Raw genomic sequence first — 26,014 nt, 5'->3', positions numbered from 1 at the left:
CTAGCCGTGCCGCATATCGTCAAAAGCACGATCCTGGATGCGCCGACCGATACGGTGTGGGCCGTGCTGCGCGATTTCAACGGCCATGACCGCTGGCACCCGGCGGTGGCGACCAGCGGCATCGAGCGCGCGCAGCCGTCCGACAAGATCGGCTGCGTCAGGCGCTTCAAGCTGAAGGACGGCTCCGAGCTGCGCGAGCAGTTGCTCGCGCTGTCCGACCTGGAGCAGAGCTTCAGCTACTGCCTGCTCGATACGCCGGTCCCGATGTTCAACTACGTGGCGCATGTCCGCCTGCTGCCGGTGACCGACGGCGACCGCACGTTCTGGCACTGGGAGTCGCGCTTCATGACGCGGACCGAGGACACGGACCGCATCACGCACATGGTTTCGGAAGACATCTACCAGGCCGGCTTCGACGCCATCCGCCGGCATCTGAAGGAGGCCGCGTAAGCGGGGTAGGACATCATGCCAGTCACGGTGAAGACCTTCACCAGCACCAACGAGGCCGCGGCGGCGCTGTCGTCGGATCGGGGCGCGCGCTATCTCGGCGGCGGCACGCTGGTGATGCGGGCGCTGAACGAGGGCGACATCTCGATCTCGACCGTCGTGCGCGCCAGCGACCAAGCGATGAGGCGGATCGACGCCTCCGCCTCGCGCATCACGCTCGGCGCCGGCGTCACCTTCGCGCGCATCCTGGCCGAGCGCGATCTCGGCTTCCTGCACGCCCCCGCCCGCTCGATCGGCGGACCGGCGGTGCGCAACATGGGCACGGTCGGCGGCAATCTGTTCGCGCCGGTGCCATATGGCGATTTCACGGTCGCCATGCTCGCGCTCGATGCCGTCGTGTCGGTGCAGGGCGGCCTCGGCGGCCGCGAGATCGGAATCGAGGAATTCCTGCAATCGCGCGACCGTCAGGCCGGCACGCTGGTGCTCGCGATCTCCCTTGCCAAGCCCGGCAGCGCTGACGCCTTCCGTTACCGCAAGATCGCGCGGATCAAGCCCAAGGGCGGCGCGGTGATCACGCTCGCGGCCCATCTGCCGGTCAACGGCAGCCGCATCGTCGGCGCCCGCGTCGCGCTCGGGTCGATGGCGCCGACGCCGATCCGCGCCCGCGCTGCCGAGCGCGCGCTGGAAGGGCGCGCGCTCGACGCCTCCACGATCAATGCGGCTGCCGCGGCAGCGGTCGAAGGAACTTCGCCCGGCGACAATGCGCTCGCCAGCGCCTGGTATCGCCGCGAGATCGTCGGCGTGCATCTCAGGCGCCTGTTGTCCGGTCAGGAATAGATCGTCATGGCCAAGACCCCTCTCCAGTTTCAACACAACGGCCGTGACGTCGCGATCTTCGTCGACGGCGGCACCAACCTTTTGGTCGCGCTGCGTGAGCTGATCGGCGACATGACGCCGAAATTCGGTTGCGGTCAGGGCGGCTGCGGCACCTGCAGCGTGCTGATCGATGGTGAGCTGCATCTCTCCTGCCTGACGCTCGCCGAAACCGTCGCCGGCCGCTCGGTCGAGACGCTCGACGGCATCAAGGACGGTCCCAATCTGCACCCGCTGCAACGCGCCTTTGCCGACAATTTCGCCGCGCAGTGCGGCTACTGCACGCCGGGCATGCTGATGGCCGCCAAGGCGCTGCTCGACCGTAATCCGCAACCGAGCCGCGCCGAGGTCGTCGAGGCGATCTCTGGCAACATCTGCCGCTGCACCGGCTACGAGCCGATCATCAACGCCGTGCTGGCAGCCGCTTCCGGCGGCCGGGCCCGCGCGTAAGGGAACAGTGCCATGCTGGAATTGCGCAAGGACCTCTTCGCCGACGAGCGCGACGACAACCTGAAGGAGATCGGCAAGGGCACGCAGCGCCAGGACATGCTCGGCCATGTCACCGGCACCTCGCCCTATTTCGACGACCACAAGCTGCAGGGCATGTTGCACCTGAAGGTGGTCCGCAGCGCGCATTCCCATGCACGATTGCGGCGCATCGACACCTCGGAGGCCGAGCGGTCGCCAGGGGTGCGGCGCGTGATCCGCGCCTCCGACGTGCCTCGCAACCTGAACACGCTGCTCAGCCTGATCAATTTCGGCAAGGACGACGAGCCGTCGCTCGCGGTCGACAAGGTGCGCTACAAGGGCGAGCCGATCGTCGCCATCGTCGCCGACAGCCCGCGCGAAGCCTTTGAGGCCATCGCCAAGGTCAAGATCGACTACGAGCCGCTGCCGGCGGTATTCGACGTCGAGGAGGCACTGAAGCCCGGCGCGCCCGTGGTCAACGAGGTCTACCCCAAGAACACCTTCACCTATCACGAGACCTATGATCGCCAGCAGCTGCGCTTCGGCGACGCCGACCGGGCGCTTGCCACGGCCGACCATGTGCTGGAGCAGCGCTACCAGATGTCGCCGATCGAGCATGCGCCGACCGAAACCAACGGCTCGATCGCAGCGCCCGACACCAACGGCCGCTACATCGTCTACACCTCGACGCAGGCGCTGTTTTTCTCGGTCGACACCTGCGCCAAGATCCTCGATGTACCCTCCAACACCTTCCACTTCATCGGCGGCACGGTCGGCGGCGGCTTCGGCGGCAAGGTCGATACCCTGACCGAGCCGCTCTGCATCCTCGGCGCGATGCTGACCGGGCGGCCGGTGCGCTACGTGTTCGGGCGCGAAGAGGAGATGCAGTACGGCCCCCCGCGCGGCGCCGAGCGCATCTACATCAAGGATGGCGTGATGCGCGACGGCCGCGTCGTCGCCCGCAAGGTGCGCGCCTATTTCGACAGCGGCGCCTATACGCGGCTGTCGAGCTATGCCGCGGTGAAATGCGCTGCGCATCTGCCTGGCCCGTACACGATCCCGAACGTCCATGGCGACGTCTACTGCGTCTTCACCAACCGCACGCCCGCCACCGCGATGCGCGGCTTCGGCGTCACGGCGATGGATTTCGCCATCGAATGCCAGATGGACAAGCTCGCCCATCTGGTCGGCATGGACCCGATGGAGTTCCGGATCCTCAATGCGTATCGCGACGGCGACATGAAGGCGCACCGCCGCGAGGCCAAGAACACGGCGCTGATCGAGTGCGTGCAGGTCGCAGCCGAGAAAGCGAAATGGCCGATCCGTGATGAGTTCAAGCGGATGTCGTCGCGCAAGGATGGTGGCGGGATCCGTGCCGCCGTGCCGCTGACGCCGCGGGAATCGCATGCACCGGCGGCCGCACCGGTCCAGCAGCGCACGACATATGACCGCGCGCCGGCCGCGACCCGCGAGCCGCCACCACCGCCGCCCTCCTCGCCGCCACCGTCGCCTCCCTCGGCGCGACCGAGCGCGCCGTCGCACGGCGCGACCCGCTTCTCTTCCGTCTTCGGCACCAGGAGGCGCTGACCATGACCCGGCATCGCGGACGCGGCATCGCGTCGGTCAACTATCCCATCGGCATGAATCTCGGCGGCGATCCGAGCCAGGCGCTGGTGCATTCCAACCCGAGCGGCAAGTTCACGGTGGCGCTGTCCTCGATCGATCTCGGCCAGGGCATGAAATCGGTGACGCGGCAGATCTGCGCCGAGACGCTCGGCGTGCCGGTCGAGGACGTCTATGTCGACACCGCGGATTCCGACACAGGCCCGCACTGCATGGGCTCGTTCGCCTCGCGCGGCACGCATCGCGTCGGCAACGCCGTGATGGCGGCGGCGCGGGAAGCGCGCGGCGTGATGATGGAGGCGGCCGCCGAGGAGCTGGAGGTGAACGCGGCGGACCTCGAGACCGACGGCCGCGGCAACATCCACGTCAAGGGCGCACCGCACCGCTCGATCTCGACCAAGGACGTCGCGATCGCCGCGCAGTTCAAGCAGGGCAAGACGATTTCCGGCCGCGGCATCTTCCTGGTGCCGCTGTCCGACGTCGACCCTGAAACCGGCGAGATGTCGCCGGCGACATGTTATGCGCATGCCTGCCTGGTCGCCGAGGTCGAGGTCGACGACGAGACCGGCGAGGTCGACATGGTCAGGATGGATTCTGCCTATGAGCTCGGCCGCGCGCTCAATCCGCGGCTGGTCGAGCAGCAGCTGGTCGGTGGCGCCTGGATGGGCGTCAGCCACGCGCTCTACGAGACGCCGGAGCCTTACTATCCGGAGCCGGTGCATGGCCCGCGCGACTTCGTCGAATATCTGATGCCGGGTCCCGGTGACATCTGCCCGCACGACATCGCGGTGCTGGAGCGCCCCGCGCCCGACGGCCCGTTTGGCGCCAAGGGGCCGGGCGAGATGTGCGCCAATCCGGTGCTGCCTGCGGTCGCGAATGCGATCTTCAATGCGGTCGGCGTCCGGATCGACGATCTGCCGATCACGCCGGAGAAGGTGCTGCGCGCGATCAAGGCGCAGGGCGGCGCACGGCCGCAGCCGCGGCGCTGAGGTCAACTCATGCCGGTCCGCAGCAACATTGTCGGTATCGACAGCCCCGAGGCGCTGGAGAAGGCGCTGCGCGCGGCCTATTACCTCGCCGACGACGGCATCGCGACAGCCTCCTATCTCTCGCTCGCGCTCGGCAAGCCGTTGCTGCTCGAGGGCGCGCCGGGGGTCGGCAAGACCGAGGCTGCCAAGGCGATCGCCGCCGTGCTGGGCCGCAGGCTGATCCGCCTGCAATGCTATGAGGGCATCGATGCTTCGGCTGCGCTCTACGAGTGGAACTATCCGCGCCAGATGCTGGCGATCCGGCAGGCCGGCGAGGAGAGCATCGATATCTACGGCGAGTCGTTCCTGATCGAGCGGCCGATGCTGGCCGCGTTGCGCGCGCCCGACGCGACCGTGCTCCTGATCGACGAAATCGACCGCGCTGACCAGGAGTTCGAGGCGTTCCTGCTGGAATTCCTCTCCGACTTCCAGATCTCGATCCCCGAGCGCGGCACGGTGCGCGCCGCCGAGCATCCCGTGGTGGTGCTGACCTCGAACCGAACGCGCGACCTGCACGAGGCGCTGCGGCGACGCTGCGTCTATCACTGGATCGACTACCCGAACGCCGAGCGCGAGGCGCGGATCGTGATGATGCGCGCCTCCAGCGTCGCCGAGGCGACTGCCCGCGCCGTGGTCGCCGCCGTCGGCCGGCTGCGCCGCGAGCCGCTGAGCAAGGCGCCCGGGGTTGCCGAAGCGGTCGACTGGGCCGAGGCCGCGACCCTGCTCAACAAGGGCGGCGCACGCTGGCCGGATGCATTCAAGCGCTCGATCGGCGTCGCGCTGAAGGACGAGGAGGATCTTCACTTCATCTCGCCCCGGCTCGATGCGATCATCGCGGAGGCAGCCGCGTGAGCGACGACCTCAAGCTGCCGCACGCCGCGCAGATCTTCGTCACCTTTGTCGCGCTGCTGCGCGCCAACGGCTTCTCGGTCGCGCCGGAACAAACGACGAGCTTCCTCGCCGCGATTGAACTGCTCGGGCCACGAAGCCTGGAGCACATCCGCCGGGCCGGGCTTGCCACGCTGGCGCCGCCGCCGGAGCGCCGCGCGACGTATGACCGGCTGTTCGACATCCATTTCCGCGGCGCTGAGGCGATCGAGCAGGCCGAGGGCGAGGACGAGGAAACCGTCCGCCTGCAGGAGGAGGGCAGCGGCGAGGACGAGCCGCCGCTTGCCGATGAAGCCAATGAATCCGGCCTCGCCGCGGCGCGCGCCGAAGCGTTGGTCGAGCGACGATTTGCCCAGACAGCAACCAGCGATCCGCTGCGCCGGCTATCGCGCGACGCCGCAAAACGGCTGCCGCGAAGGCGCGGCCACCGGCGACGCCGCGCGAGGAGCGGCCCATTCGCCGACCTGCGCCGCACCCTGCGTGACAGCGTGCGCAATGACGGCGAGGTGCTGCGGCTAGGCCGGATGCGCCGCCGCCACCGCCCGCGCAAGATCCTGTTCCTGATCGACGTCTCCGGCTCGATGAAGGCGCGCACCGAGGAGAACATGAGGCTCGCGCATGTGCTGGTGCACGCGGCCGGCAATGTCGAGGTGTTCACCTTCGGCACGCGTCTGACCCGCGTCACGCCGGCGCTGCGGCTGAAACGCCGCGAGCAGGCGCTGAACGCGGCCTCCTTCCTAGTCAGCGACTGGGACGGTGGCACAAGGATCGGCGACGCGCTGCAGGCGTTTCTCGCCGTGCCGCGGTTCGGCGGATATGCCCGCGGCGCCGCGGTCGTGATCGTCTCCGACGGCCTCGAGCGCGGCGATCCGGCGGCGCTGCGCGATGCCGTTGCAAAGCTGTCGCGCCGGGCCTGGCGGGTGAGCTGGCTGACGCCGCTCGCGACCTCGCCCGGCTTCAAGCCGCAAACCGAGGCGCTGATCGCGATCCAGCGCTTCGTCGATGATCTCGTGGACGGCGGATCGAGCGCGGCAGTCGTTGCGCACCTGCTGTCGCTTGCAACAAGGAGAGCCGCGTGACCGGCATTGTCGACGGACATCATCACATCTGGCGTCAGGCCGATCTCGCCTGGCTGTCCGGCCCGATGCAGCCGCGCATCTTCGGCCCCTACGAGCCGATCCGCCGCGACTACCCGATCGAGGAATATCTCGACGACCTCAAGGGGACTGGCGTCACCCGATCGGTTTATGTCCAGACCAACTGGCCGAATGGCCAATTCGAGGACGAGGCGGCCTGGGTGCAGCAGACCGCGGATCAGCACGGCTGGCCGCACGCGCTCGTCGCCTATGCCGACTTTTCCGTCGACGACGTCCGGCCGCAGCTCGATCGATTGAAGCGTTATCCGCTGGTGCGCGGCGTGCGCATGCAGCTGCACTGGCACGAAAACCCGCTCTACCGCTTCGCGGCCCGTCCCGATCTCTGCACCGATCCGGTGATCCGGCGCAATGTCGGCCACCTCGCCGACTACGGCTGGAGCTTCGACCTGCAGGTGTTCGCGCCGCAGATGGCCGATGCGGCAGGACTCGCCGAGGCTTGCTCGGGCGTCACCTTCATCCTACAGCACGCCGGCATGCTGGAGGATTTGTCGCCGCAAGGCCGCGCCGCCTGGCGCGCCGGCATGGCTCGGCTAGCACAGTGCCCTAACGTGGTGTCCAAGCTGTCCGGGCTCGGCACCTTCATCCACCGCAACGATGCCGCGCATATCGCCGGCATCGTGATCGACACGGTCGCGATCTTCGGCGCGGACCGCTGCCTGTTCGGCTCGAACTTTCCGATCGAGAAGCTGTGGACCAGCTACCGCGATCTCATCGACGCCTTCAAGGCGGCCGCCGAACGGCTCAGCCGGGAGCAGCGCGAGGCGATCTTCAGCACGACGGCGGCGCGGGTCTATCGGCTCGGGCCCTAGGCGCGCTGCGGACACGAACACAGCAGCGAACATGAATTGGGAGGGAGAAAGATGCCGTTGGAGATCAAGATTCTGGACTATGGCGATATCGAGCTGGAATCGAGCTTCCTCGTGCTCGGGCACAATTGCGGACGCACCCGCCGCGTGCTGACGCTCGGCTTCCTGATCCTCGGTGGCCCCTACCCCGTGCTGGTCGATACCGGCTACCGCTCCAACCAGATCATGGAGACGCTCGGCATGCGCGGCCTCCAGTTCCACGAGAACATGATCGAGAACCAGCTCGCCCGGCACGGCGTGCGCATGGGCGACGTCCGTTTCGTCTGCCACACCCATCTGCACATCGACCATGCCGGCAAGGACGATCTGTTTCCGATGAACACGACCGTGGTCCTGAACCGCAAGGAGCTGGAATACTCGGTCTCCGGCCTGATGCATCCGCAGTATCCAGCGCCCGACATCAAGCACCTGATCGACCGCCTGCACACCAAGAGCGCACTGCGCTTCCTCGACCTCGAGATCACCGGTCCGGTCGAGCTGATGCCGGGCGTCTATTGCGACGCCGCCAACGCCCATACCGAAGGCTCGATGAACATCCACGTCCACACCGCCGACGGCATCGCGACGATCTGCGGCGACGTGATCTATGATTTCAACGACCAGATCGTCACGCCCTTCAACGAAATCCAGGACGCCGAGCCGCGCACCACCGGCAACCACGGCACCAGCAAGCGCGCCGAGAAGGCCGCGATCAAGAAGCTGCTCTCCAGCTCGCGCTATCTGCTGCCGGTGCACGATCGCCCGGCGAAGATCGAGGGTGGCATGGTGGTCGGCCGGCTGCACGACCAGGTGCCCGGGCCGGTCGTGCAGAGTCTGCCGCAACGCAGCTGGTTCCCGGCGTAGACGCGGAGGACGAACACGATGACGCATGTCACGCTGCGCGCGGAGTTCGAAGACCTGATCGACCCTTACGCGCCGGTCGGCCAGATCGGCACGGGCTTCGATTTCACGGAAGGACCGATCTGGCACCCGGTCGATCACTTCCTGCTGTTCTCCGACATGCCGGGCGACGTGCGCCGGCGCTGGGATGCGCGGCGCGGCGTGGTCGAGGTCAAGCGCCCGTCGAACAAATGCAACGGCATGACCTATGATGCCGACCTCAATCTGATCGTCTGCGAGCACGCGACTTCCTCGCTGATCCGCGAGCGGCCCGACGGGCGGCGCGAGGTGCTGGCCTCGCATTACGAGAACCAGGAGCTCAACAGTCCGAACGACGTCTGCGTCCATTCCTCCGGTGCGATCTATTTCTCCGATCCCTGGTACGGCCGCATGCCGGTCTATGGCGTCGAGCGGCCGCGCCAGCTCGGCTTCCAGGGCGTTTATCGCGTGCCGCCCGGCGGCGGCGCGCCGAAACTGCTGGTCGACCGCTATCTGTTCGAGCAGCCGAACGGACTATGCTTCTCGCCCGACGAGCGCATCCTCTACGTCAACGACACCGTGCAGGCGCTGATCCGCGCCTTCGATGTCAGCGCCGACGGCTCGCTCGCCAATCCGCGCGTGTTCGCCTCCGGCATCCGCTCCGAGCTCGAGCGAGGGGTGCCCGACGGCATGAAGTGCGACCAGCGCGGCAATGTCTGGGTCACCGCGCCGGGCGGCGTCTGGGTCTATTCGCCCGCCGGTGACCTGCTCGGCAAGGTCCGCCTGCCCGAGCTCGTCGCCAACCTCGCCTGGGGCGGCGCCGATTTCCGCACGCTCTATCTGACCGCGACCCATTCGGTCTACGCGATCCCGACCAAGGTCGGACCGCGCCATGAGCCCTATATGAGCGGCAAACCTGGCGCGGCGAGTGCGGCATCGTCCGTGTCGGCACCGAACCTGACCGCCGGCGAGATGCAGATCGATCCGCAGCGCTGCGCGATGATCATCCAGGACATGCAGAACGATGTCATCATGGACGGCGGCGCATTCGCCTCTTCCGGCGCGCCGGCCCATGCCCGCCAGCAGCACGTCGTCGAGAATGTGCGCCGTGTCGCGGAATCCGCGCGCGCGCGTGGCGTCGCCATCATCCACGTCTGGTTCGTGGTCGAGCCGGGCGCGCCCGGCGTGACACTGAATGCGCCGCTGTTCGAGGGGCTGGTCGACAGCAAGGCGATGGTACGGGGCAGCTGGGGCGCGGCGCCGGTCGCGGGGCTCGAGCCGCGCCCGGGCGATTTCGTGGTCGAGAAGATGCGGATGAGCGCCTGGGAGGGCACGCGGCTCGAAACCATCCTGAAGGCCACCGGCCGCGACATGATCATCAACACCGGGGCCTGGACCAATATGTCGGTCGAGCACACCGCGCGCACCGGCGCCGACAAGGGTTATTTCATGATCGTGCCGGAAGATTGCTGCTCGACCATGAATGCCGACTGGCACAACGCCGCGATCAATTTTGCCCTGCAGAACGTCTCCGTTGTGACCAACGCCGACACCGTCATCAAGGCGCTCGGCTGAGGAGGCGCGGTGCCGAAGCTGCTTCACGTCGCCTGCTCTCCCCGCGCCGATTCGGAATCGGCAGCCGGCGCGCGCGCCTTTCTCGATCGCTTCCGCGAAATGCGGCCGGACTGGGAGATCGACGCGATGAATCTCTGGCGCGATCCGCTGCCCGAGTTCGAGGGTTATCTGCTTGAGGCCAAGTACGCCCGGATCGGCGGCAAGAGCTTCACCAATTCGCAGCAAGATGCCTTTGCGATGGCCGAGCGCCTGGCGCTGCGGCTGTCGCTGGCCGACCGCGTGCTGATCTCGACGCCGATGTGGAATTTTTCCATCCCCTACAAGCTCAAGCAGTGGCTCGACGTCATCATCCAGCCCGGACTGACCTTCCGCTTCGATCCGGCGTTAGGTTACCTGCCGCTGCTCAAGGACCGCCCCACGGTCGTGATCATCGCCAGCGGCAGCGACTTCGTCACCGGCATGAACCGCGGCCGCATCGACATGGCAACGCCCTATCTGCGCGAAGCGCTGCGCTTCATCGGCGTCAGCGACGTCCGCTTCGTGCCGATCGGCCCGACCACCGGCCCCACTGATCCGATCCGCGCCGCCCGCGAGGCCGCGCACCGCCGGCTCGTGGAGATGGCGAGGCGGTTTTGACCTGCTCTCACCACATCGTCGTCCCTGCGAAAGCAGGGACCCATAACCACAGGGTCGTGTTGTTGAAGCGAGCTGTGGCCCTAGCTCAGCAAGAGCAATTCGTATTGGTGGTTATGGGTCCCGGGTCGCGCTTCGCTTGCCCGGGATGACGTCGGTTGGAGACGTCAGGCAACTCAGCGATTGGCGCGCGAGGGGCGCACCGGCGGGTGGGTTCCCCCCCTTGCGGGGGAGGGGTAGGGAGAGGAGTGCCACACGGCACTCTCCGCATCAATCTCGACGACAAGTGAACAGGTTGCGAGGGCGTTGCACTCATCGACCATCTCGCCCGGGGCCACCCCTCTCCCCACCCTCTCCCGCAAGGGGAGAGGAAGCCTGGGGACGTGCTCACCTCACATACGATGAATATGGGCTACTCCGCACTCTCCCTACGTTTCCGTCGGCGGAAACACGAGCCTGCACAACAATCCCGGCGCGTTGTCGCGCAATTCGATGCGCGCGCCGTGCAGGCTTGCGACCGCCGCGACCAGGCTGAGGCCGAGGCCGTTGCCTGGCGTATAGCGGCTTTGCTCGAGCCGATAGAAGCGCTTGAAGACGCGATCGTGCTGTTCGGCTGGGATGCCGGGGCCGTCGTCGGCGATCGAAATCACCGCTTCACCCTCGTCATTGTCGCAGGTCACGGTCACCCGTCCGCCCGGACGGCCATGCTTGATGGCGTTGTCGACGAGATTGGCGATGGCGTCGAACAAGAGGTCGCGATCACCGGTCACCAGCACCGCCGGATCGCCGGCAAGGTCGAGATGGGTGGTGACCTCTTCAGCGGCGGCATCGTAGAGCTCGACCACCTCGCCTGCGATCTCGACGAGATTGACGGTGCGGAACGCACCCTTGCGGGCCCGCGTCTCGATCTCGGAAATCCGCGTGATCGATGCGAACATCCCGAGCACCGCGTCGAGATCGGCGATGGTGTCGCCGATCAGCGCCGCATCGCCCTCCCCGTTGCGCGGGGCGTGATAGGCCTTCTCGAGCCGGCCGCGCATGCGGGTCAGCGGCGTGCGCAGGTCGTGGGCGATATTCTCGCTGACCTGCTTCACGTCGCCCATCAGGGTCTGGATGCGATCCAGCATCAGATTGAGGTTCTCGGCGACGCGATCCCATTCGTCATGACTGCCATGGAGCGGGATGCGCTGGTCGAGGCCGGAGAGCATGATGGCGCGACTGGTCGCGTTGATCGACTCGATCCGGCCGACGGTTCGCCGCGTGACCCCGATGCTGGCAGCAGCTGCAAGGCCGATGATCAGCACGACGACCGCGATGCCCGCGGCCCTGATCTGCGCCATGAAGCCGTCGAGATCGCTGATGTCGCGGCCGACCAGCAACCGATCACCGCCTGGCAAGGTCTCCGTCACGGCGCGCACGAGCGCGGTTCCCGAAGGCAGCGCTGGTAGCGAGGTTCGAAATTCCGTCCATCCATCTCCAACAGTGTCTGGTGGCCATTGCTTGAGATTTCCCGCGAGCACGACGGAACGAGGGCCGACCAGCAGATAAACCTGATCGGCAAGCCCCTTGTTTGCGATGCGTTGCGCGATCAACGCGATCAGGCCATCGCGGCCGGACCGCGCATAGGCATCGTCCAGGTTTGCCAGCTCGGTCATGATGGCGCGGTCGGACCTGTCGCGCACATAGGACAGCGTCGACCAGTAGACATAGGCGAAGATCACGGACACGATGAGGCCGAACGTACCGATGGCGATCAACGCCAGGCGGAACGTCGACGATCTGAGGGTCTTAGCCAGGAGCACGGAGGCAGTACCCGATGCCGCGGATCGTGTGGATCAGCGGATAGGCTTGCTGGTCGTCGACCTTGCGGCGCACCCGTCCGACATAGACGTCGATGATGTTGGTGGAAGGATCAAAGTGCAGGTCCCACACATGCTGCAGCAGCATGGCGCGCGACACCACACGGCCTTCGTTGCGCGCGAGATACTCGAGCAGCTGAAATTCCTTCGGCAGCAGCGGAATCTTGCGGCCGCGGCGGCTTGCCGTCCGCGCGATCAGATCGACCGCGAGATCGCCGACCCGAAGGATAGTCTCCTTGGCAACGGTCTCGCTGCGGCGGCCAAGCGCCTCCAGCCGCGCCAGCAGCTCGACAAAGGAAAACGGCTTGACCAGATAGTCGTCACCGCCGGCGCGCAGGCCGCGTACGCGATCATCGACCTCGCCGAGCGCGCTGATGATCAGGAACGGCACCGCGATGCCGTCGTCGCGCATCTGGCGCATCACCGTGATGCCGTCGATGTCGGGCAGCATGCGATCGATCGTGATCACGGCGTAGTCGCGCGCCGCCCCCTGGCTCAGCGCCTCGCGGCCGTTCGCCGCCAGATCCACGTCATAGCCGCTCGTGGTGAGCTCCTCGACGAGCTGACCCGCGGTTTCCGGATCGTCCTCAACGACGAGAATGCGGCGGTGAGCTCCGGTCATGTTCTTGAACTCTCCGAGTTGTCCTGAACTCCCCGAGTTCTCAAACTCTCCGAGCGCCCCGCAACGGTCGCCGCCAGACTATCCCATTCCGGGGCTGGATGGAACGCCTGGCGACGGCCGCGACAACGGTGCGGTTCGTTGGGCGATCACCAATAGTCCCCGCACACATTGACCCATTGCAGCCCGTACGACGTCCATACCCTGCGGTAGCAGCCGTCATAATAATCGGCATATATGCCGGGCCCGCCGAAGAAGGCGAAGCGATGGAAGCGGTGATGGTGGTGGAAGAAGCCGCCATGATGGAAGAAGTGCGAGCCGTGGAATCCGGCGCCGGCGAAGCGCGGGCCGAACGCCGGTGAACCTGCGAAGCGCGCGCCGCCAAAATGCCCACCGACAAAATGTCCGCCGCCGCCCATGGCGGCGAACGCCGTGCCTCCACCGCGCATGCCGCCGCCGAAACCGCCGCCATGCATTCCGCCGCCAAAACCGCCACCGTGCATACCGCCGCCCATGGCGCCACCAAAACCGCCGCCATGGCCGCCGCCGAAGCCACCGCCACCGCCGTGCCCACCACCGCCACCGCCGCCACCTCTAGCGAGGGCTACGGGTGCAAGCGCAACACTGACGGCGAGCGTCGCCGCCGTGAGAAGCGTGAAGAGCCTGTTCGTCATGAAATCCTCCCTGATTGGGACCGCGGCGAACCTCGTGTCGCCGCATGCAGAGCGTGACCAGAAGACGCAAGCACGAGGCCGACTTCAACTGACAAATGCGCCAGATTCTGACGCCGGATTTAGGATTGGCGAGGAGGCCGGCACGCGCGGCAAATGGCTCGATCGCGGGCCGCGCCTGCGTTGGCCGAGATCGACGGACATTTGGCTGGAATCAGCGGTTAGCGCGCGTTGAATCGATCCGCCGGGTTTCTTAATCCTGCAGTCATCAAGAAACGACGTCGTCGCGGCGGGATCGCAGATCCGGTTCACAATTTGTCGATCACCGGGTCCCCCGTCGCGCCGGCCGTAACCATCCGCGATGCAATCGTCTTTCACCCGGCTTCTCTGGGCGCCGGGACGACGAGTGCTGACTTCCAGCAAGGAGTTTTCGATGAGCGACGAGATCAAGAGACCGTTTCTGACCCACGCCTCCGGCGCACCCGTTGCCGATAATGTGAACATCATGACGGCGGGGCCGCGCGGGCCGGCGCTTTTGCAGGATGTCTGGCTGATCGAGAAGCTGGCGCACTTTCACCGCGAAGTAATCCCGGAGCGTCGAATGCACGCCAAGGGCGCCGGCGCGCACGGCACCTTCACCGTCACCCACGACATCACCCGCTACACCAAGGCCAGCATCTTCTCGGAGATCGGCAAGCAGACGCCGATGTTCGCGCGGTTCTCGACCGTTGCCGGCGAGCGCGGCGCGGCGGACGCGGAGCGCGACATCCGCGGCTTTGCGCTGAAATTCTACACCGATCAAGGCAATTGGGACGTGGTGGGCAACAACACGCCGGTGTTCTTCTTCCGCGATCCCCTGCGCTTCATCGACCTCAACCACGCGATCAAGCGGCATCCGCGCACGGGCATGCGCGACCCCGACATGAACTGGGACTTCTGGACGCTGCTGCCGGAAGCGCTGCACCAGGTCACCATCGTGATGAGCGAGCGCGGCATCCCGAAGAGCTTCCGTCACCAGCACGGCTTCGGCAGCCACACCTACAGCTTCATCAACGCGAGCAACGAGCGCAGCTGGGTCAAGTTCCACTTCCGCACCCAGCAGGGTGTGCAGAACCTGACCGATGCCGAGGCCGAGGCATTGGTCGGCAAGGACCGCGAGAGCCACCAGCGGGATCTGTTCAACAGCATCGAGCGCGGCGATTTCCCGCGCTGGACGCTGTTCATCCAGGTGATGACCGACGCGCAGGCCAACGCTTTCCCGTTCAACCCGTTCGATCTGACCAAGGTGTGGCCGAAGGCGGATTATCCCCTGATCGAGGTCGGTCACTTCGAGCTCAACCGTAACCCGGAGAACTTCTTCGCCGAGGTCGAACAAGCGGCGTTCGCGCCGGCGAATGTCGTGCCTGGCATCGGCTATTCGCCGGACAAGATGCTGCAAGCCCGCCTGTTCTCCTATGGCGATGCGCAACGCTACCGGCTCGGCGTCAACCACCACCAGATCCCGGTCAACGCGCCGAAATGCCCGTTCCACAGCTATCACCGCGACGGCGCAATGCGCACCGACGGCAATCTGGGCGCCACGCTGACCTATTGGCCGAACAGCCGTGGCGAATGGACCGACCAGCCGCAGCTCAACGAGCCGCCGCTCGAGATCGCCGGCGCGGCCGCACATTGGGATCATCGCGTGGACGACGATCACTGGCAGCAGCCGGGCGATCTGTTCCGCAAGATGAGTGCCGCACAAAAGCAGGCGCTGTTCGACAACACCGCCCGCCAGGTCGGCCAGGCGTCGAAGCCCATCCAGGACCGGCACGTCGCGAATTGCAGCAAGGCCGACCCGGCCTACGGCAAGGGTGTCGCGGATGCGCTCGCGCGGTTTTCCGACGGCAAGCTGTAAGGAAAGATGAAGGGCGGCGAGCTCGGCTCGCCGCCTCTTTGCCGCAGACCTAGGTCGGCTTGCCGCGTCCGCTCTTCTCGGCCGCACGACGCAGCGCCTCGGCGAGCGCGCCGCCGCCGGACTGCTCCTGCGGGCGGCGCGGAGCTGACGACGTCATCTTGGCCGAGCCGCGCGAGAAATCGCGCGACGGTCCGGCGTTGTCCTTCTTCGGCCCAATCTCGTCGTCAAGTCGCAGCGTCAGCGCGATGCGCTTGCGTGCGACCTCGACATCCAGAACCTTGACCTTGACGATGTCGCCCGGCTTCACCACCTCGCGCGGGTCCTTGATGAAGTTGCGGGACATGGCGGAGATGTGCACCAGGCCATCCTGGTGCACGCCGATATCGACGAAAGCACCGAAGGCGGCGACGTTGGTCACGGTGCCTTCGAGGATCATGCCCTTCTTGAGATCCTTGACCTCCTCGACGCCGTCCTTGAACACTGCCGCCTTGAACGCCGGACGCGGGTCGCGGCCGGGCTTTTCCAGCTCGCGCAGAATGTCGGTGACGGTCGGCAGGCCGAACGTGTCGTCGACGAAGGATTGCGGCCTGAGCCCGCGCACCACGTCGGCGTTGCCGATTAGCGCCTTGATGTCGCTCTTGGTCGCCTCGAGGATGCGGCGCACCACGGGATAGGCTTCCGGATGCACGCCGGATGAATCGAGCGGGTCCTCGCCGTTGCTGATGCGCAGGAAGCCGGCGCACTGCTCGAACGCCTTCGGCCCGAGCCGCGGCACCTCCTTGAGCGCCTTGCGCGACCTGAAAGGGCCGTTGGCGTCGCGGTGCTGCACGATGCTCTGCGCCAGCCCCGCGCCGATGCCCGACACCCGCGAAAGCAGCGGCACCGAGGCGGTATTGGCATCGACGCCGACCGCGTTCACGCAATCTTCCACTACGGCATCGAGCGAGCGCGCCAGCTTGGCCTCGCCGAGATCGTGCTGGTACTGGCCGACGCCGATCGCCTTCGGTTCGATCTTGACCAGCTCGGCCAGCGGATCCTGCAGGCGCCGCGCGATCGAGACTGCGCCGCGAATGGTGACGTCGAGATCGGGCAGTTCGCTCGACGCGAAGGCGGAGGCCGAGTAGACCGACGCGCCGGCTTCGGAGACCACGATCTTGGTCATCTTGCGCTCGGGCAGCCGCTTCACGAGCTCGGCGGCGAGCTTGTCGGTCTCGCGCGAGGCGGTGCCGTTGCCGATCGCGATCAGCTCGACGCCATGCTCGATCGCGAGCTTGCCGAGAATGGCCAGCGCCTCGTCCCAGCGCCGCTGGGGCTCGTGCGGAAAGATTGCCGTATGCGCCACCACCTTGCCGGTGGCATCGATCACCGCGACCTTGACGCCGGTGCGATAGCCGGGGTCGAGCCCCATGGTGGCGCGCGGGCCGGCCGGCGCCGCCAGCAACAGGTCGCGCAGATTCGAGGCGAACACGCGCACCGCCTCGGTCTCGGCCGCGGTCCACAGCCGCATCCGCAGGTCGATGTTGAGATGGATCTGGATCTTGGTGCGCCAGGCCCAGCGCACCGTCTCCGTCAGCCACTTGTCGCCCTTGCGGCCCTGGTTCGAGATCGCAAAGCGGTTCATGATCCGGAGTTCGTAGAGACCGGGCACGCCGACCACCGGCTCCTGCGCCTCCGGCTTGATCGCGAGGTCGAGGATCTCTTCCTTCTCGCCCCGGAACAGCGCCAGGATGCGGTGCGACGGCAGCTTCGGCAGCGGCTCGGAGAAATCGAAATAGTCGTTGAACTTCTCGCCTTCGGTCTTCTTGCCGGTACGGACGGTCGAGGCCATGATGCCGTTCGACCACATCTCCTCGCGCAGCGCGCCGATCAGGTCGGCATCCTCGGCGAAGCGTTCGACCAGGATCGCGCGCGCGCCGTCCAGCGCGGCGGCGACGTCGGCGACCTGTTTTTCGGCATTGACGAAGGGCGAAGCGGCTTCGTTCGGATCGCTCTCGGGCTGCGTCAACAGCTGATCGGCGAGCGGCTCGAGGCCGGCCTCCTTGGCGATCTCGGCCTTGGTGCGGCGCTTCGGCTTGTACGGCAGATAGATGTCTTCCAGACGGCCCTTGCTGTCGGCCGCCATGATCTGGGCTTCGAGCGCGGCATCGAGCTTGCCCTGCTCGCGGATCGAATTCAGCACCGCGGTGCGGCGCTCCTCGAGCTCGCGCAAGTATGTCAGCCGCTCTTCCAGCGTGCGCAGCTGCGCGTCATCGAGCGCGCCGGTGAGCTCCTTGCGGTATCGCGCGATGAACGGCACCGTGGCGCCGCCGTCGAGCAGCGTCACCGCCGCCTCGACCTGTTCGTCGCGGACTCCCAGCTCCTGCGCAATCTGATGATGGATCTTTGCCACGCCTGTCTCTCTCACCCCGTTGCACCGCCAAATCACCGATGGCGCGGACGCCGCTTATGGACCATCCCGGAATGATTCATCAAGGCGCGCTGTGGATCAAATTTGGCGTCTTGCGCGCGCTATTTCCGGGATGTTCGCCGTCCGCGGCTTGACAAATAGACCCGCGCCGCATTGCCGCCGAAAATCGCAGCTCTTGCCTCACTTGACAAATCAGCAAGCAAGGTCTCAGCGGCGGCGAACCATTGTGCATAACCGCCGGCGAGGTTGACGACGGGCCAGTCGCTGCCCCACAGCATGCGCTGCGGCCCGAAGCATGCCAGTGCATGATCCACCGCCTCGCGCAAATCGACGACCTGCCAGTTCGGCGCGGCCTCCGTCGCAAGGCCCGACAACTTGCAGACGACGTTGGACCGCGCGGCAAGGCTTGCGATGTCGTCCTTCCAGGCCGCGATGTCGCCGGTTGCGAGCTGCGGCTTGCCGAAATGGTCGAGCACGAATTGCAGGTCCGAATGGCGATCGACCACCTGAACGAGCCGTGGCAAATGGCGCGGCAGCACCAGCGCGTCAAACACCAGGCCGTACTGCGCCATGGCCTCGAGCGGCGCCGCCAATGCGGCTCGCAGCAGCCAGTCGTCATCGGCGATGTCCTGCACCATCGGCCGTAGGCCAACCAGCAGCTCGCGCCCGGCGATCGCGTCGACCCGCGTCGCGGCGTCGTCAGCATCGAAGTCGATCCAGCCGACCACACCGCGCACCAGTTCCGAGCCTTTGGCGACGTCGAGCATGAACGCCGTCTCCGCCTCGGTCGGCGCCGCCTGCACCAGGATCGTGCCTTCGATGGCGGCCGCGGCGAGATGCGGCATCAAATCGGCCAGGCCGAAGTCGCGGTAGATCGGCCCGCGTTCGGGCGTCAGCCAGCCGTAATCGGCGCGCGAAAGTCGCCACACATGGTGATGAGCATCGATCCGCATCATGCCGGCACCGGCGCGTGCTGGTCGAGCAGCCCCTCGGCTTTCAGGTCGCGCCACAGCGCGGCGGGGACGGGCGACGACAAGGCGGCGGCGTTGCGCTCGACCTCCTGCGGCGTCTGCGCGCCGAGCACGACGCTCGCAACCGCCGGATGGCCCAGCGCGAAATGCAGCGCGGCGGTCGCGAGCGCCACGCCGTGCGCGCGGCAGACGCGCTCGATCGCCGCCACCTTCTGCATCACGTCAGCCGGCGCGTCCTTGTAATTGTACTTGGCGCCGGCAACCGCGCCGGTCGCCAGGATGCCGGAATTGAACACGCCGCCGAGCATCACGCCGATGCCCTGCGCTTGCGCGAGCGGCAGGAATTCGGCAAGCGCCGGCTGCTCCAGCAGCGAATAGCGGCCGGCGAGCAGCATGGTGTCGAACGTGCCGGCCCTGGCGAAACGCATGCACATCTCGGCCTCGTTGACGCCGATGCCGATGCCCTTGACCACGCGCTCGGCGCGCAATTTGTCGAGCGCGACATAGGCGCCCTCCATCGCCTCGCGGAACCTGGCTTCGATCGCATCGGCACCATGGGTCCAGACGTCGACGTCGTGGATCAGCAGCAAGTCGATATGATCGGTGCCGAGCCGCAGCAGTGACTGCTCGACCGAGCGCATGGTGCCGTCATAGGAATAGTCGACCACCGCGCGATGCGGCGCGCCGCCGACGAAGTTCGAGCCGTCGCCGCGGCCATGGAACGGGTCCATCCAGCGCCCGACCTTGGTGCAGATAACGATATCGTCACGCGCCACGCGGCGCAGCGCCGTGCCGCAACGATGTTCGGCGAGACCATGCCCATAGAGCGGTGAGGAATCGAGCAGGTTCACACCCAGGGCGAACGCCCGCTCCGGTGCTGCGATCGCGGTGGCGTCGTCGAGCCGCGCGAAGAGGTCGCCAAGCGGCGCGGTGCCGAAGCCGAGAATGGAGACATCGAGCCCGGTGCGGCCGAGCCTGCGGCGTGGCAGCGCCGACGCAGGCGCCGGATCTGAGGATGGAGATTGGTTCACCGTGACGGCTCCCTTGTAGTTTTCTTGCTTGCAGGGAGAGTAGCCTCGCGCGCGTGCCGAACACAAGCGGAGGCGTCACGAGCGGACACGCCGTCAAGCGACGGTCGAAAGTTCCGTGCCACTGTGGATCTGATGTGACGACGCGAGCCTATTCGTCGTCAGAGCTGATCTCCTTGGCCACATTGTCGACCACGACGGGGCTCTCGAAGTATGTGACCGTCGGATCCGCGCCGTATTTCTCGCGGGCGCGGGCGCGCCACGCATCGGTGTACAGCGCTTCGGCCTCACCCCTCGAGTTCCAGAAATAGATGCCGCCGGCTGTCATGCCGTCCTCGGACAGCACATAGGTCTTGCGAAACAGCCCCGGCACGTCGCGATAGAGCGGTGCGGTGCTCAGGAAGATGCTGCGCGCTTCCTCGCGGGTGACCGGCTTCGGCAATCTGAACGTCGTGACGGCGGTGATCATCTGGACCTCCTGGGCATCATTCTTGACATGATTGTCAATCTTGACGATAGTGTCAATAATGATCTGCTGGAGCGAATCGCATGGTAGGCGTGCGTCAGTTCGACGAGGACGAGGTGATCACAACCGCGCTCGACGTGTTCTGGCGCAAGGGCCTGCACGACGCGACCATGCAGGACCTCGCGTCGGCGACCGGCGTGCTGCGCGGCAGCCTCTACAACGCCTATGGCGACAAAGAAGCGATCTTCCTGCGCGCCTTCGATCAGTATACCGGGCAGTTCCTGGAGGCGGCCGGCAACGCGCTGTCGCACGGCGACGCTGTCGCGGGGCTGAGGCACTTCTTCGACATGATCATCGTCAACATGACCGACGGTTCGCCGCCACGCGGCTGCCTGACCACGCGCACCGCTCTCGACGCAGCCATTTCAAGCGCAGATGTGCGTCAGCGCGTGCAGGACGTGCTCGCGCGGCTTGAACAGCTGATCGGCAAGGCCATCGGCACGGGGCCGGGCAAGCGCAGCGCGGCCGATGCGAACCGCCTGGCGCGCGTCATCGTGACCTACACGCGCGGGCTGGCCGTGATGGAGCGCGCCGGATACAGCCGCAAGCAGTTGAGGGAATTGGCCGCGACGTTCATCGACGCGGTCGTCGGCAATGCCTGAGGTCGCGCTTCAGCCCGGCCGCCTGCGCGACCATGCGCCGACGAAGGTCGGCAGCGCAAAGACGCCCTGCATGGCGACCACCTCGCTGCGCAGGCGCTCGGCAAAACTGTCCAGCGCCAGATCCGCTTCGGTGGCGACGCCGAGCTTGACGATATGCGGCAAATTGCTGCGCAGGCCGCTCGCCATGTAGTCGTAGCCGTCGAAATCCGCCCCGCCTCCGGCCGGCGCAAACAGGCTCATGCGCGGCGCGGGAAGCCCGGCCGCCACGAAGGCGCCGTGCAACGACAATCCCATGCGGTTGTTCAGACCCGCCCGCTTGAACATCTCCTTCACAGTGCCCCACGCCTGCGACAGCAGCGGCGACGGCGGATTGGCGATCGGCCCCTCACCCCAATCGAGATCCTGAAACGCCACGATGCCATCGGGCTTGACGTACCCGAGCAAGCGTCGAATTAGCGCCGCGGGGTCCTTCACATAGATCAGCACGAGCCGGCCGACGACCGCATCGAAATCCCGGTCCAGCTCGATCATGCTGATATCGCCAACCCGGAACGAGACCTGGCTCAGGCCGAGCGAACGCGCCGTGCCCGCGGCTTCCTCAACGATGGCGGGATTGCTGTCGATCCCGACGACCGCCCCGCTTTCGCCGACCAGGCCAGCGGCAATGAAGGACACGTTGCCGGCGCCGCTTCCGACGTCGAGCACCTTCATGCCCCGCGAGAGCCCGGCCTCCTTCAGGAGTTGCCATGTGGACGCATCGTAGAGCTGCGACTGCCGCTTGAGCCTGTCGGTCTCCGCGGTCGAACGCCCCATCACATAGTTCGGATCGTAGCCGGACGTCTCTTGCATGGATCTACCCGCCTCGGTTCGTGAATATCAGGTGCCGGATTGCCGTTCGCCCGTGCTCACGCCGGATGTAGGCTCGACAAGAAAGCTTGCAGATCCGCCGCGAAGCGCTGCTCGAACGCAATAGAGCGATGGGGTGAATGGCCGCATCCCTCATAGCGAACGATGTCGGCACGCGGATTGTCGTGCGCGAAGCGCGCATCGTGGTGCTCCAGCAACGCCGCTCCGCATCCGGGATCGGCATGAACGATCCTGACCGGACAGAGGAATTCCCGCCCGGTCGGAATCGCCGCAAGAATCGAGGTCGCAACGTTTCCGTCCGCCCAGCACCGTCCGTCCTGCCGCTGCAGCGCTGACGCATGGCTCAAGAGATGTCGGGAGCCGTAATGATCGCTGCCGATCCCGCCCATGCGGCGTCGGAGAGTCTGCAAGGAACGCAAGGTACGTCCCGAGTGGCGCGCGCGCCTGCTGCCACGCCGCCTGACGCGCGCTGACGATCGCAAACAGTTTTGGGAATGCCGATTTCTCCCACTCACCCGGCTGCCCAAGATACCACGGCGGGTCTTCGAGGAAGGCGGCGCGCACGCTGGAATGACCACTCTGTGCCAGCACACCGGCAACGCAGCCGCCGAGCGAGTGCCCGGCGATCACCGCCGGACGCCCGATTGCCGCCAGTGCAGTCTCCGCGTCCGAAACATAATCGGCGAGCGCGTAGCTCGGGGCCCGATCCGAGTGTCCGTGCCCCCGAAAATCCAGGGTCCAGACCCGATATCGATCCTTCAGCCGGCCGCCGGTTTCCTGCCATGTGTCCCGGCTGAGCGACAGGCCGTGCAGAAACAGGATCGGTTCGCCGTCCGGCGGGCCATCGACCGAAGCCGCAAGCCTGACGCCGTCATTGTCGAGCGTAACATCGGTCACCGAACATCTCCGTTGCGAAATACCATCAGCACAGGTGGCGGCCGGCCGGCTTGCAGTACGGCATGAGCTGCCGTCCGCCGATCTCAGCGTCCGATCTGCCGGAACTTGTCTGTGAGGCCGTCGAGATAACCGACCCAGGTCGAATTGATCGGCTGGTTCTCGATCAGCGCGTGAAAGCGGATCATCATGCAGATCAAAAATAGCGGCTGGATGAATGCCGCGCGCACCGTGACCGCGAGCAGGGCCGCGATCAAGACCGTGACCATGGCGCCATATTCTCTGACAGCCTCCGGCAACCAGACCGTCACCACGCCGGCGGGGATCAGCAGCAGCAGGCACAGCAGGATGCTCAGGATCCGCTCGACGATGACCATCCAGACCGACGTCGCCAGGATCGGCTTGGCGTTCTGGCAATAGTAGACCAGTCCGTCCTGGATGTTGCGCTTCGGATCGGCGCCGCCGCGCGCCAGATCGTAGGACAACACCACCTTGTCCAGATAGCGCGTTGCGGCCGACAGGATGGTGTTGAGCAGACCGACAATCGCCTTCATCCCGGGCGCCGGCAGCCAATCGCCAAGCGTATCGAGCGCATTGTGAAACGCGCGGAGCACGGCGCGGATCAGCGCGTTGAGCCCGAACAGGACCGCGACCTCGCCGAACCGGTCCATCACAATCCGGCGGCCGTAGGCGAACTGCCCTTCGCTACCGCTGCCGATGCGGCCATGCGTGATCAGCTCGGTCAGCACGGCGACATGGCCGCAGGCGATCATGTGAAGCGTGTAGCGCAGGATGGCGCCCCAGATCCATCCGCCGAGCAACAGGATGCCAAGCAGCCAGCAATAGCCGAACACGCTGGCAACATGGGTGCCGAGCCAGACCGCGCCGCCGACGGCCACGATGGCCCAGACCGCGCACGCGGCGGCAAAGCCCAGCAACACGCCCCATCGCGCCAGCGCATAGGGCAAGGTTTCGATCAACAGCTTCAGCGCGGCGCCAAGACCGTGATTGCGCACCAGCAGCGGGTAGGAGTGGGACGGTCCTTGAGACGGTCCTTGGGATTGTCCCGCAGCGTGCCAATCGGCTGAGCCGCCGCGGCCGCCGCCATTGCTCAGGCTTATGTCAGACACGTGTTGCCTCTCGTTGGCTCTTGGGTTGCCGTGATCGATCGAAATTGGATTCAAAGGGATCGTTGTTGCGGGATCAGCTCGATGACTCATGCGGCATCCTGCCTCGTCCACCGCGGACCAGGCGTCACAGCGCCAACACCTCGGGGCTGGCAGAGGGTTGGTCCGTTGGCGCTGTGAGCCGGCGCTCAGGCCGCGACATCGATCAGGGAGGAGCGGCCGATGTCGCGGCCAGCGATCTCATTGACCGGCTGCGGGCAGCTCGGCGTAGTTGCCGTCCTTGTCGCGGCGGTACACGACGTAGTCGATCAGGGTGATGTCACCCTTCGGCGTGTAGCTGATGTTGCCGAGCACGGTGTCCCAGTTTCCACTCTTGATGGTCGCTGCGATCTTCTTGGCGTCCGTGGTCTGGGCGCGGGCGACGGCCTGGCTCCAGATCTGGAACGCGGCATAGCTGTAGAGCGTGTAGCCGTCCGGATCGATGCCCTTGTCCTTGAACTTCTTCAAGGTCGCGGCCGCGGTCACCTTCTTGCGCGGATCGGGCGAGAAAGTGAACAGCGAGCCCTCGGCAAGCGGACCCGCGATCGCGGCGAACTGCTTGTCGACCAAGGCATCGCCGCCCATCAGCACCGCATTGACGCCCTGCTCGCGCATCTGGCGCAGGATCAATGCCGCCTCGGCGTAGTAGCCACCGACATAGACGAAATCGATCGATTCCTTCTTGAAGCGGGACACCAGCGCGGCAAAGTCCTTGTCGCCCTTGGTGTAGGCCTCATAGAGCTTTTCCTTCACGCCCGCCGCATTGATGGCGTTCTTCGTCTCGTCGGCGAGGCCTTTGCCGTAGGTCGTCTTGTCGTGGATGATCGCAACGTTCTTGGTCTTGTAGTTCTTGATGATGTAGGCGGCCGCGACCATGCCCTGCTGGTCATCCCGGCCGCAGACGCGGAACGTGTTCCACAATCCGCGCTCGGTGAAGAGCGGGTTGGTCGAACCCGGCGTGATCTGCAGCACATTACCCTCGGCATAGGCGTCCGAGGCGGGAATCGAGGTCGACGAGCAGAAGTGCCCGACCACGAACGGAATCTTCGCGCCCGCCATCTTCTCGGCAACCGACACCGCCTGCTTCGGATCGCAGGCGTCGTCGCCGACTTCCAGCTTCAGCTTCTTGCCGAGCACGCCGCCCGCCGCATTGATGTCGGCGATGGCGAGGTCAGCACCGTTCTTGAACTGCTGGCCGAAGCTCGCCTCCGAGCCGGTCATCGGCCCAACCACGGCAACACTGATATCCTGGGCCATGGCCGCGCCGGACAATGCCAGGCTCGTGCCAAGCGCAAGAAAGTATCCTCGAAGTGCAAACTTCATCATATTCTCCTCGATGGTCTCAAGTCGCCTCAATGCATCGCAATCGACTGGTATCGCCGGCCGCAACGATCACCGGGGGCTGCCTTGTATGCGCGCGATGAGCAGCAGGCTCGGACTGAGGCGACGGGGGATTGGACATATGCGACATTAGGCAACAATGTGAAACACGTTGCCGTGCATTGGCGCCTGGAATCGCCCTGTGTGCGCGTCAGCACACAGCTGATGGCTTGTTCGATCACGGCCGCACCAGCGGCTCGGACTCCGCCGGCTTGACGTCGGCTCCGACCGGTGGTGCTGCCGCCTCAACAGCGCCTTTCAACTCGATCTCGTAGTAACCGCCGACCTTGATCGCACCCCATTGCGTCGAGACCGCCAGATTGATTCGTTGTCGCGCCGGCAAATCGGCATCGGTGTGCCGGCGGGCGATGCCGCCCTGCGACAGGACTTCGACGTGGGACAGCCGAACGCCATCCGCATTCCAGAAGTCGAAGTTGAGATGTTGCGGCAGCGGACGGCCGAACACCCCCATCTCCTTGAAAGCGAGCTCGACGTCGACATGGCCCGGCCCCGCCATGAAGCTGTAGTAATGACCGCGGATATCATTGGTGATGTTGGCGCGATTGACTCCGGCGCCGAGCACCGTCGGTTGATGCGGATCGGTGGACTGTGCCGATGCCGGGGCGGCCAACCCGCCGATACAGAAAAGCAGGCGCAGGGCAGGCTTCAGGACCATCCTTGGCATGCTCATCATGTGCGGAACGCGCCGGC

General features: G+C 66.0%; 25 protein-coding genes. 13 read left to right on the top strand and 12 right to left on the bottom strand.

Annotated elements, in window-relative coordinates; all coding sequences use genetic code 11:
* Window positions 1–6 precede the first annotated feature (6 nt).
* The 11 genes from AAFG07_RS09150 to AAFG07_RS09100 are packed head-to-tail and all read left to right on the top strand — an operon-like array spanning window position 7 to window position 10,419.
* On the top strand, window positions 7–450 hold the full coding sequence (locus AAFG07_RS09150; RefSeq protein ID WP_342726983.1) for an SRPBCC family protein: 444 nt from the start codon (window positions 7–9) through the stop codon (window positions 448–450).
* A 15-nt stretch (window positions 451–465) separates the two neighbouring features.
* A complete protein-coding gene (locus AAFG07_RS09145) occupies window positions 466–1,284 on the top strand; it encodes an FAD binding domain-containing protein (protein WP_342726982.1) in 819 nt (272 codons plus the stop codon).
* Window positions 1,285–1,290: 6 nt separating this feature from the next.
* The gene (locus AAFG07_RS09140) at window positions 1,291–1,770 is read left to right on the top strand and encodes a (2Fe-2S)-binding protein (protein WP_029082752.1); all 480 of its coding nucleotides are present in this window, start codon (window positions 1,291–1,293) and stop codon (window positions 1,768–1,770) included.
* 12 nt (window positions 1,771–1,782) lie between these two features.
* Entirely contained in the window at window positions 1,783–3,375 is a 1,593-nt protein-coding gene (locus AAFG07_RS09135; RefSeq protein ID WP_342726981.1) for a xanthine dehydrogenase family protein molybdopterin-binding subunit, read from the top strand.
* Window positions 3,376–3,377: 2 nt separating this feature from the next.
* A complete protein-coding gene (locus AAFG07_RS09130) occupies window positions 3,378–4,400 on the top strand; it encodes a molybdopterin cofactor-binding domain-containing protein (RefSeq protein ID WP_028333322.1) in 1,023 nt (340 codons plus the stop codon).
* Window positions 4,401–4,409: 9 nt separating this feature from the next.
* Window positions 4,410–5,291, top strand: coding sequence for a MoxR family ATPase (locus AAFG07_RS09125; protein ID WP_342726979.1), 882 nt, complete (start codon window positions 4,410–4,412; stop codon window positions 5,289–5,291).
* On the top strand, window positions 5,288–6,406 hold the full coding sequence (locus AAFG07_RS09120; protein ID WP_342726978.1) for a VWA domain-containing protein: 1,119 nt from the start codon (window positions 5,288–5,290) through the stop codon (window positions 6,404–6,406). The genes AAFG07_RS09125 and AAFG07_RS09120 overlap by 4 nt, the downstream gene beginning before the upstream one ends.
* The gene (locus tag AAFG07_RS09115) at window positions 6,403–7,293 is read left to right on the top strand and encodes an amidohydrolase family protein (RefSeq protein ID WP_342726977.1); all 891 of its coding nucleotides are present in this window, start codon (window positions 6,403–6,405) and stop codon (window positions 7,291–7,293) included. The genes AAFG07_RS09120 and AAFG07_RS09115 overlap by 4 nt, the downstream gene beginning before the upstream one ends.
* A 51-nt stretch (window positions 7,294–7,344) precedes the next feature.
* Window positions 7,345–8,193: an MBL fold metallo-hydrolase gene (locus AAFG07_RS09110; protein ID WP_342726976.1), complete on the top strand. Its 849-nt coding sequence runs from the start codon at window positions 7,345–7,347 to the stop codon at window positions 8,191–8,193.
* Window positions 8,194–8,211: 18 nt separating this feature from the next.
* The gene (locus AAFG07_RS09105; protein ID WP_342726975.1) at window positions 8,212–9,783 is read left to right on the top strand and encodes an isochorismatase family protein; all 1,572 of its coding nucleotides are present in this window, start codon (window positions 8,212–8,214) and stop codon (window positions 9,781–9,783) included.
* Between the two features lie 9 nt (window positions 9,784–9,792).
* Entirely contained in the window at window positions 9,793–10,419 is a 627-nt protein-coding gene (locus AAFG07_RS09100) for an NAD(P)H-dependent oxidoreductase (RefSeq protein WP_342726974.1), read from the top strand.
* 425 nt (window positions 10,420–10,844) lie between these two features.
* Here AAFG07_RS09100 and AAFG07_RS09095 read toward each other — a convergent pair whose 3' ends face one another.
* The 3 genes from AAFG07_RS09095 to AAFG07_RS09085 form a co-directional block, all read right to left on the bottom strand.
* Complete coding sequence (locus AAFG07_RS09095) at window positions 10,845–12,218, bottom strand: ATP-binding protein (RefSeq protein ID WP_342726973.1); 1,374 nt, start codon at window positions 12,216–12,218, stop codon at window positions 10,845–10,847.
* Window positions 12,205–12,897 carry a response regulator transcription factor gene (locus AAFG07_RS09090; RefSeq protein WP_021075850.1) on the bottom strand — a complete coding sequence of 231 codons (693 nt, stop codon included), beginning with the start codon at window positions 12,895–12,897 and terminating at the stop codon, window positions 12,205–12,207. The genes AAFG07_RS09095 and AAFG07_RS09090 overlap by 14 nt, the downstream gene beginning before the upstream one ends.
* Window positions 12,898–13,043: 146 nt before the next feature.
* Window positions 13,044–13,568 carry a hypothetical protein gene (locus AAFG07_RS09085; RefSeq protein ID WP_342726972.1) on the bottom strand — a complete coding sequence of 175 codons (525 nt, stop codon included), beginning with the start codon at window positions 13,566–13,568 and terminating at the stop codon, window positions 13,044–13,046.
* 430 nt (window positions 13,569–13,998) lie between these two features.
* Here AAFG07_RS09085 and AAFG07_RS09080 point away from each other — a divergent pair, with 430 nt between their 5' ends.
* Window positions 13,999–15,462, top strand: coding sequence for a catalase (locus AAFG07_RS09080; RefSeq protein ID WP_342726971.1), 1,464 nt, complete (start codon window positions 13,999–14,001; stop codon window positions 15,460–15,462).
* Window positions 15,463–15,511: 49 nt separating this feature from the next.
* On the opposite strand, the gene AAFG07_RS09075 is transcribed toward AAFG07_RS09080, so the two are convergent.
* The 4 genes from AAFG07_RS09075 to AAFG07_RS09060 form a co-directional block, all read right to left on the bottom strand.
* Complete coding sequence (locus AAFG07_RS09075; protein ID WP_342726970.1) at window positions 15,512–17,851, bottom strand: Tex family protein; 2,340 nt, start codon at window positions 17,849–17,851, stop codon at window positions 15,512–15,514.
* 119 nt (window positions 17,852–17,970) lie between these two features.
* The gene (locus AAFG07_RS09070; RefSeq protein ID WP_342726969.1) at window positions 17,971–18,825 is read right to left on the bottom strand and encodes an amidohydrolase family protein; all 855 of its coding nucleotides are present in this window, start codon (window positions 18,823–18,825) and stop codon (window positions 17,971–17,973) included.
* Entirely contained in the window at window positions 18,822–19,871 is a 1,050-nt protein-coding gene (locus tag AAFG07_RS09065; protein ID WP_342726967.1) for an aldo/keto reductase, read from the bottom strand. Before AAFG07_RS09065 ends, AAFG07_RS09070 begins: the two co-directional genes overlap by 4 nt.
* A 148-nt stretch (window positions 19,872–20,019) precedes the next feature.
* Entirely contained in the window at window positions 20,020–20,337 is a 318-nt protein-coding gene (locus AAFG07_RS09060) for a monooxygenase (RefSeq protein ID WP_342726966.1), read from the bottom strand.
* Window positions 20,338–20,417: 80 nt separating this feature from the next.
* On the opposite strand from AAFG07_RS09060, the gene AAFG07_RS09055 reads away from it, so the two are divergent.
* Entirely contained in the window at window positions 20,418–20,996 is a 579-nt protein-coding gene (locus AAFG07_RS09055) for a TetR/AcrR family transcriptional regulator (protein ID WP_342726965.1), read from the top strand.
* Window positions 20,997–21,005: 9 nt separating this feature from the next.
* Here AAFG07_RS09055 and AAFG07_RS09050 read toward each other — a convergent pair whose 3' ends face one another.
* From AAFG07_RS09050 to AAFG07_RS09030, 5 genes are all read right to left on the bottom strand, one after another.
* On the bottom strand, window positions 21,006–21,845 hold the full coding sequence (locus AAFG07_RS09050; protein ID WP_342726964.1) for a class I SAM-dependent methyltransferase: 840 nt from the start codon (window positions 21,843–21,845) through the stop codon (window positions 21,006–21,008).
* 150 nt (window positions 21,846–21,995) lie between these two features.
* The gene (locus AAFG07_RS09045; protein ID WP_342726963.1) at window positions 21,996–22,760 is read right to left on the bottom strand and encodes an alpha/beta hydrolase; all 765 of its coding nucleotides are present in this window, start codon (window positions 22,758–22,760) and stop codon (window positions 21,996–21,998) included.
* Between the two features lie 83 nt (window positions 22,761–22,843).
* A complete protein-coding gene (locus AAFG07_RS09040; RefSeq protein WP_342726962.1) occupies window positions 22,844–23,887 on the bottom strand; it encodes a hypothetical protein in 1,044 nt (347 codons plus the stop codon).
* Between the two features lie 237 nt (window positions 23,888–24,124).
* On the bottom strand, window positions 24,125–25,246 hold the full coding sequence (locus tag AAFG07_RS09035; protein WP_342726961.1) for a branched-chain amino acid ABC transporter substrate-binding protein: 1,122 nt from the start codon (window positions 25,244–25,246) through the stop codon (window positions 24,125–24,127).
* Window positions 25,247–25,481: 235 nt separating this feature from the next.
* Complete coding sequence (locus AAFG07_RS09030) at window positions 25,482–25,988, bottom strand: hypothetical protein (protein ID WP_342726960.1); 507 nt, start codon at window positions 25,986–25,988, stop codon at window positions 25,482–25,484.
* Window positions 25,989–26,014: the final 26 nt, after the last annotated feature.

Origin of the sequence: Bradyrhizobium sp. B097 (assembly GCF_038957035.1) — a bacterium.
Taxonomy (GTDB): domain Bacteria; phylum Pseudomonadota; class Alphaproteobacteria; order Rhizobiales; family Xanthobacteraceae; genus Bradyrhizobium.
The sequence above is the reverse complement of the archived record's forward strand: the minus strand, read 5'-3'. Positions and strand labels throughout refer to the sequence as shown.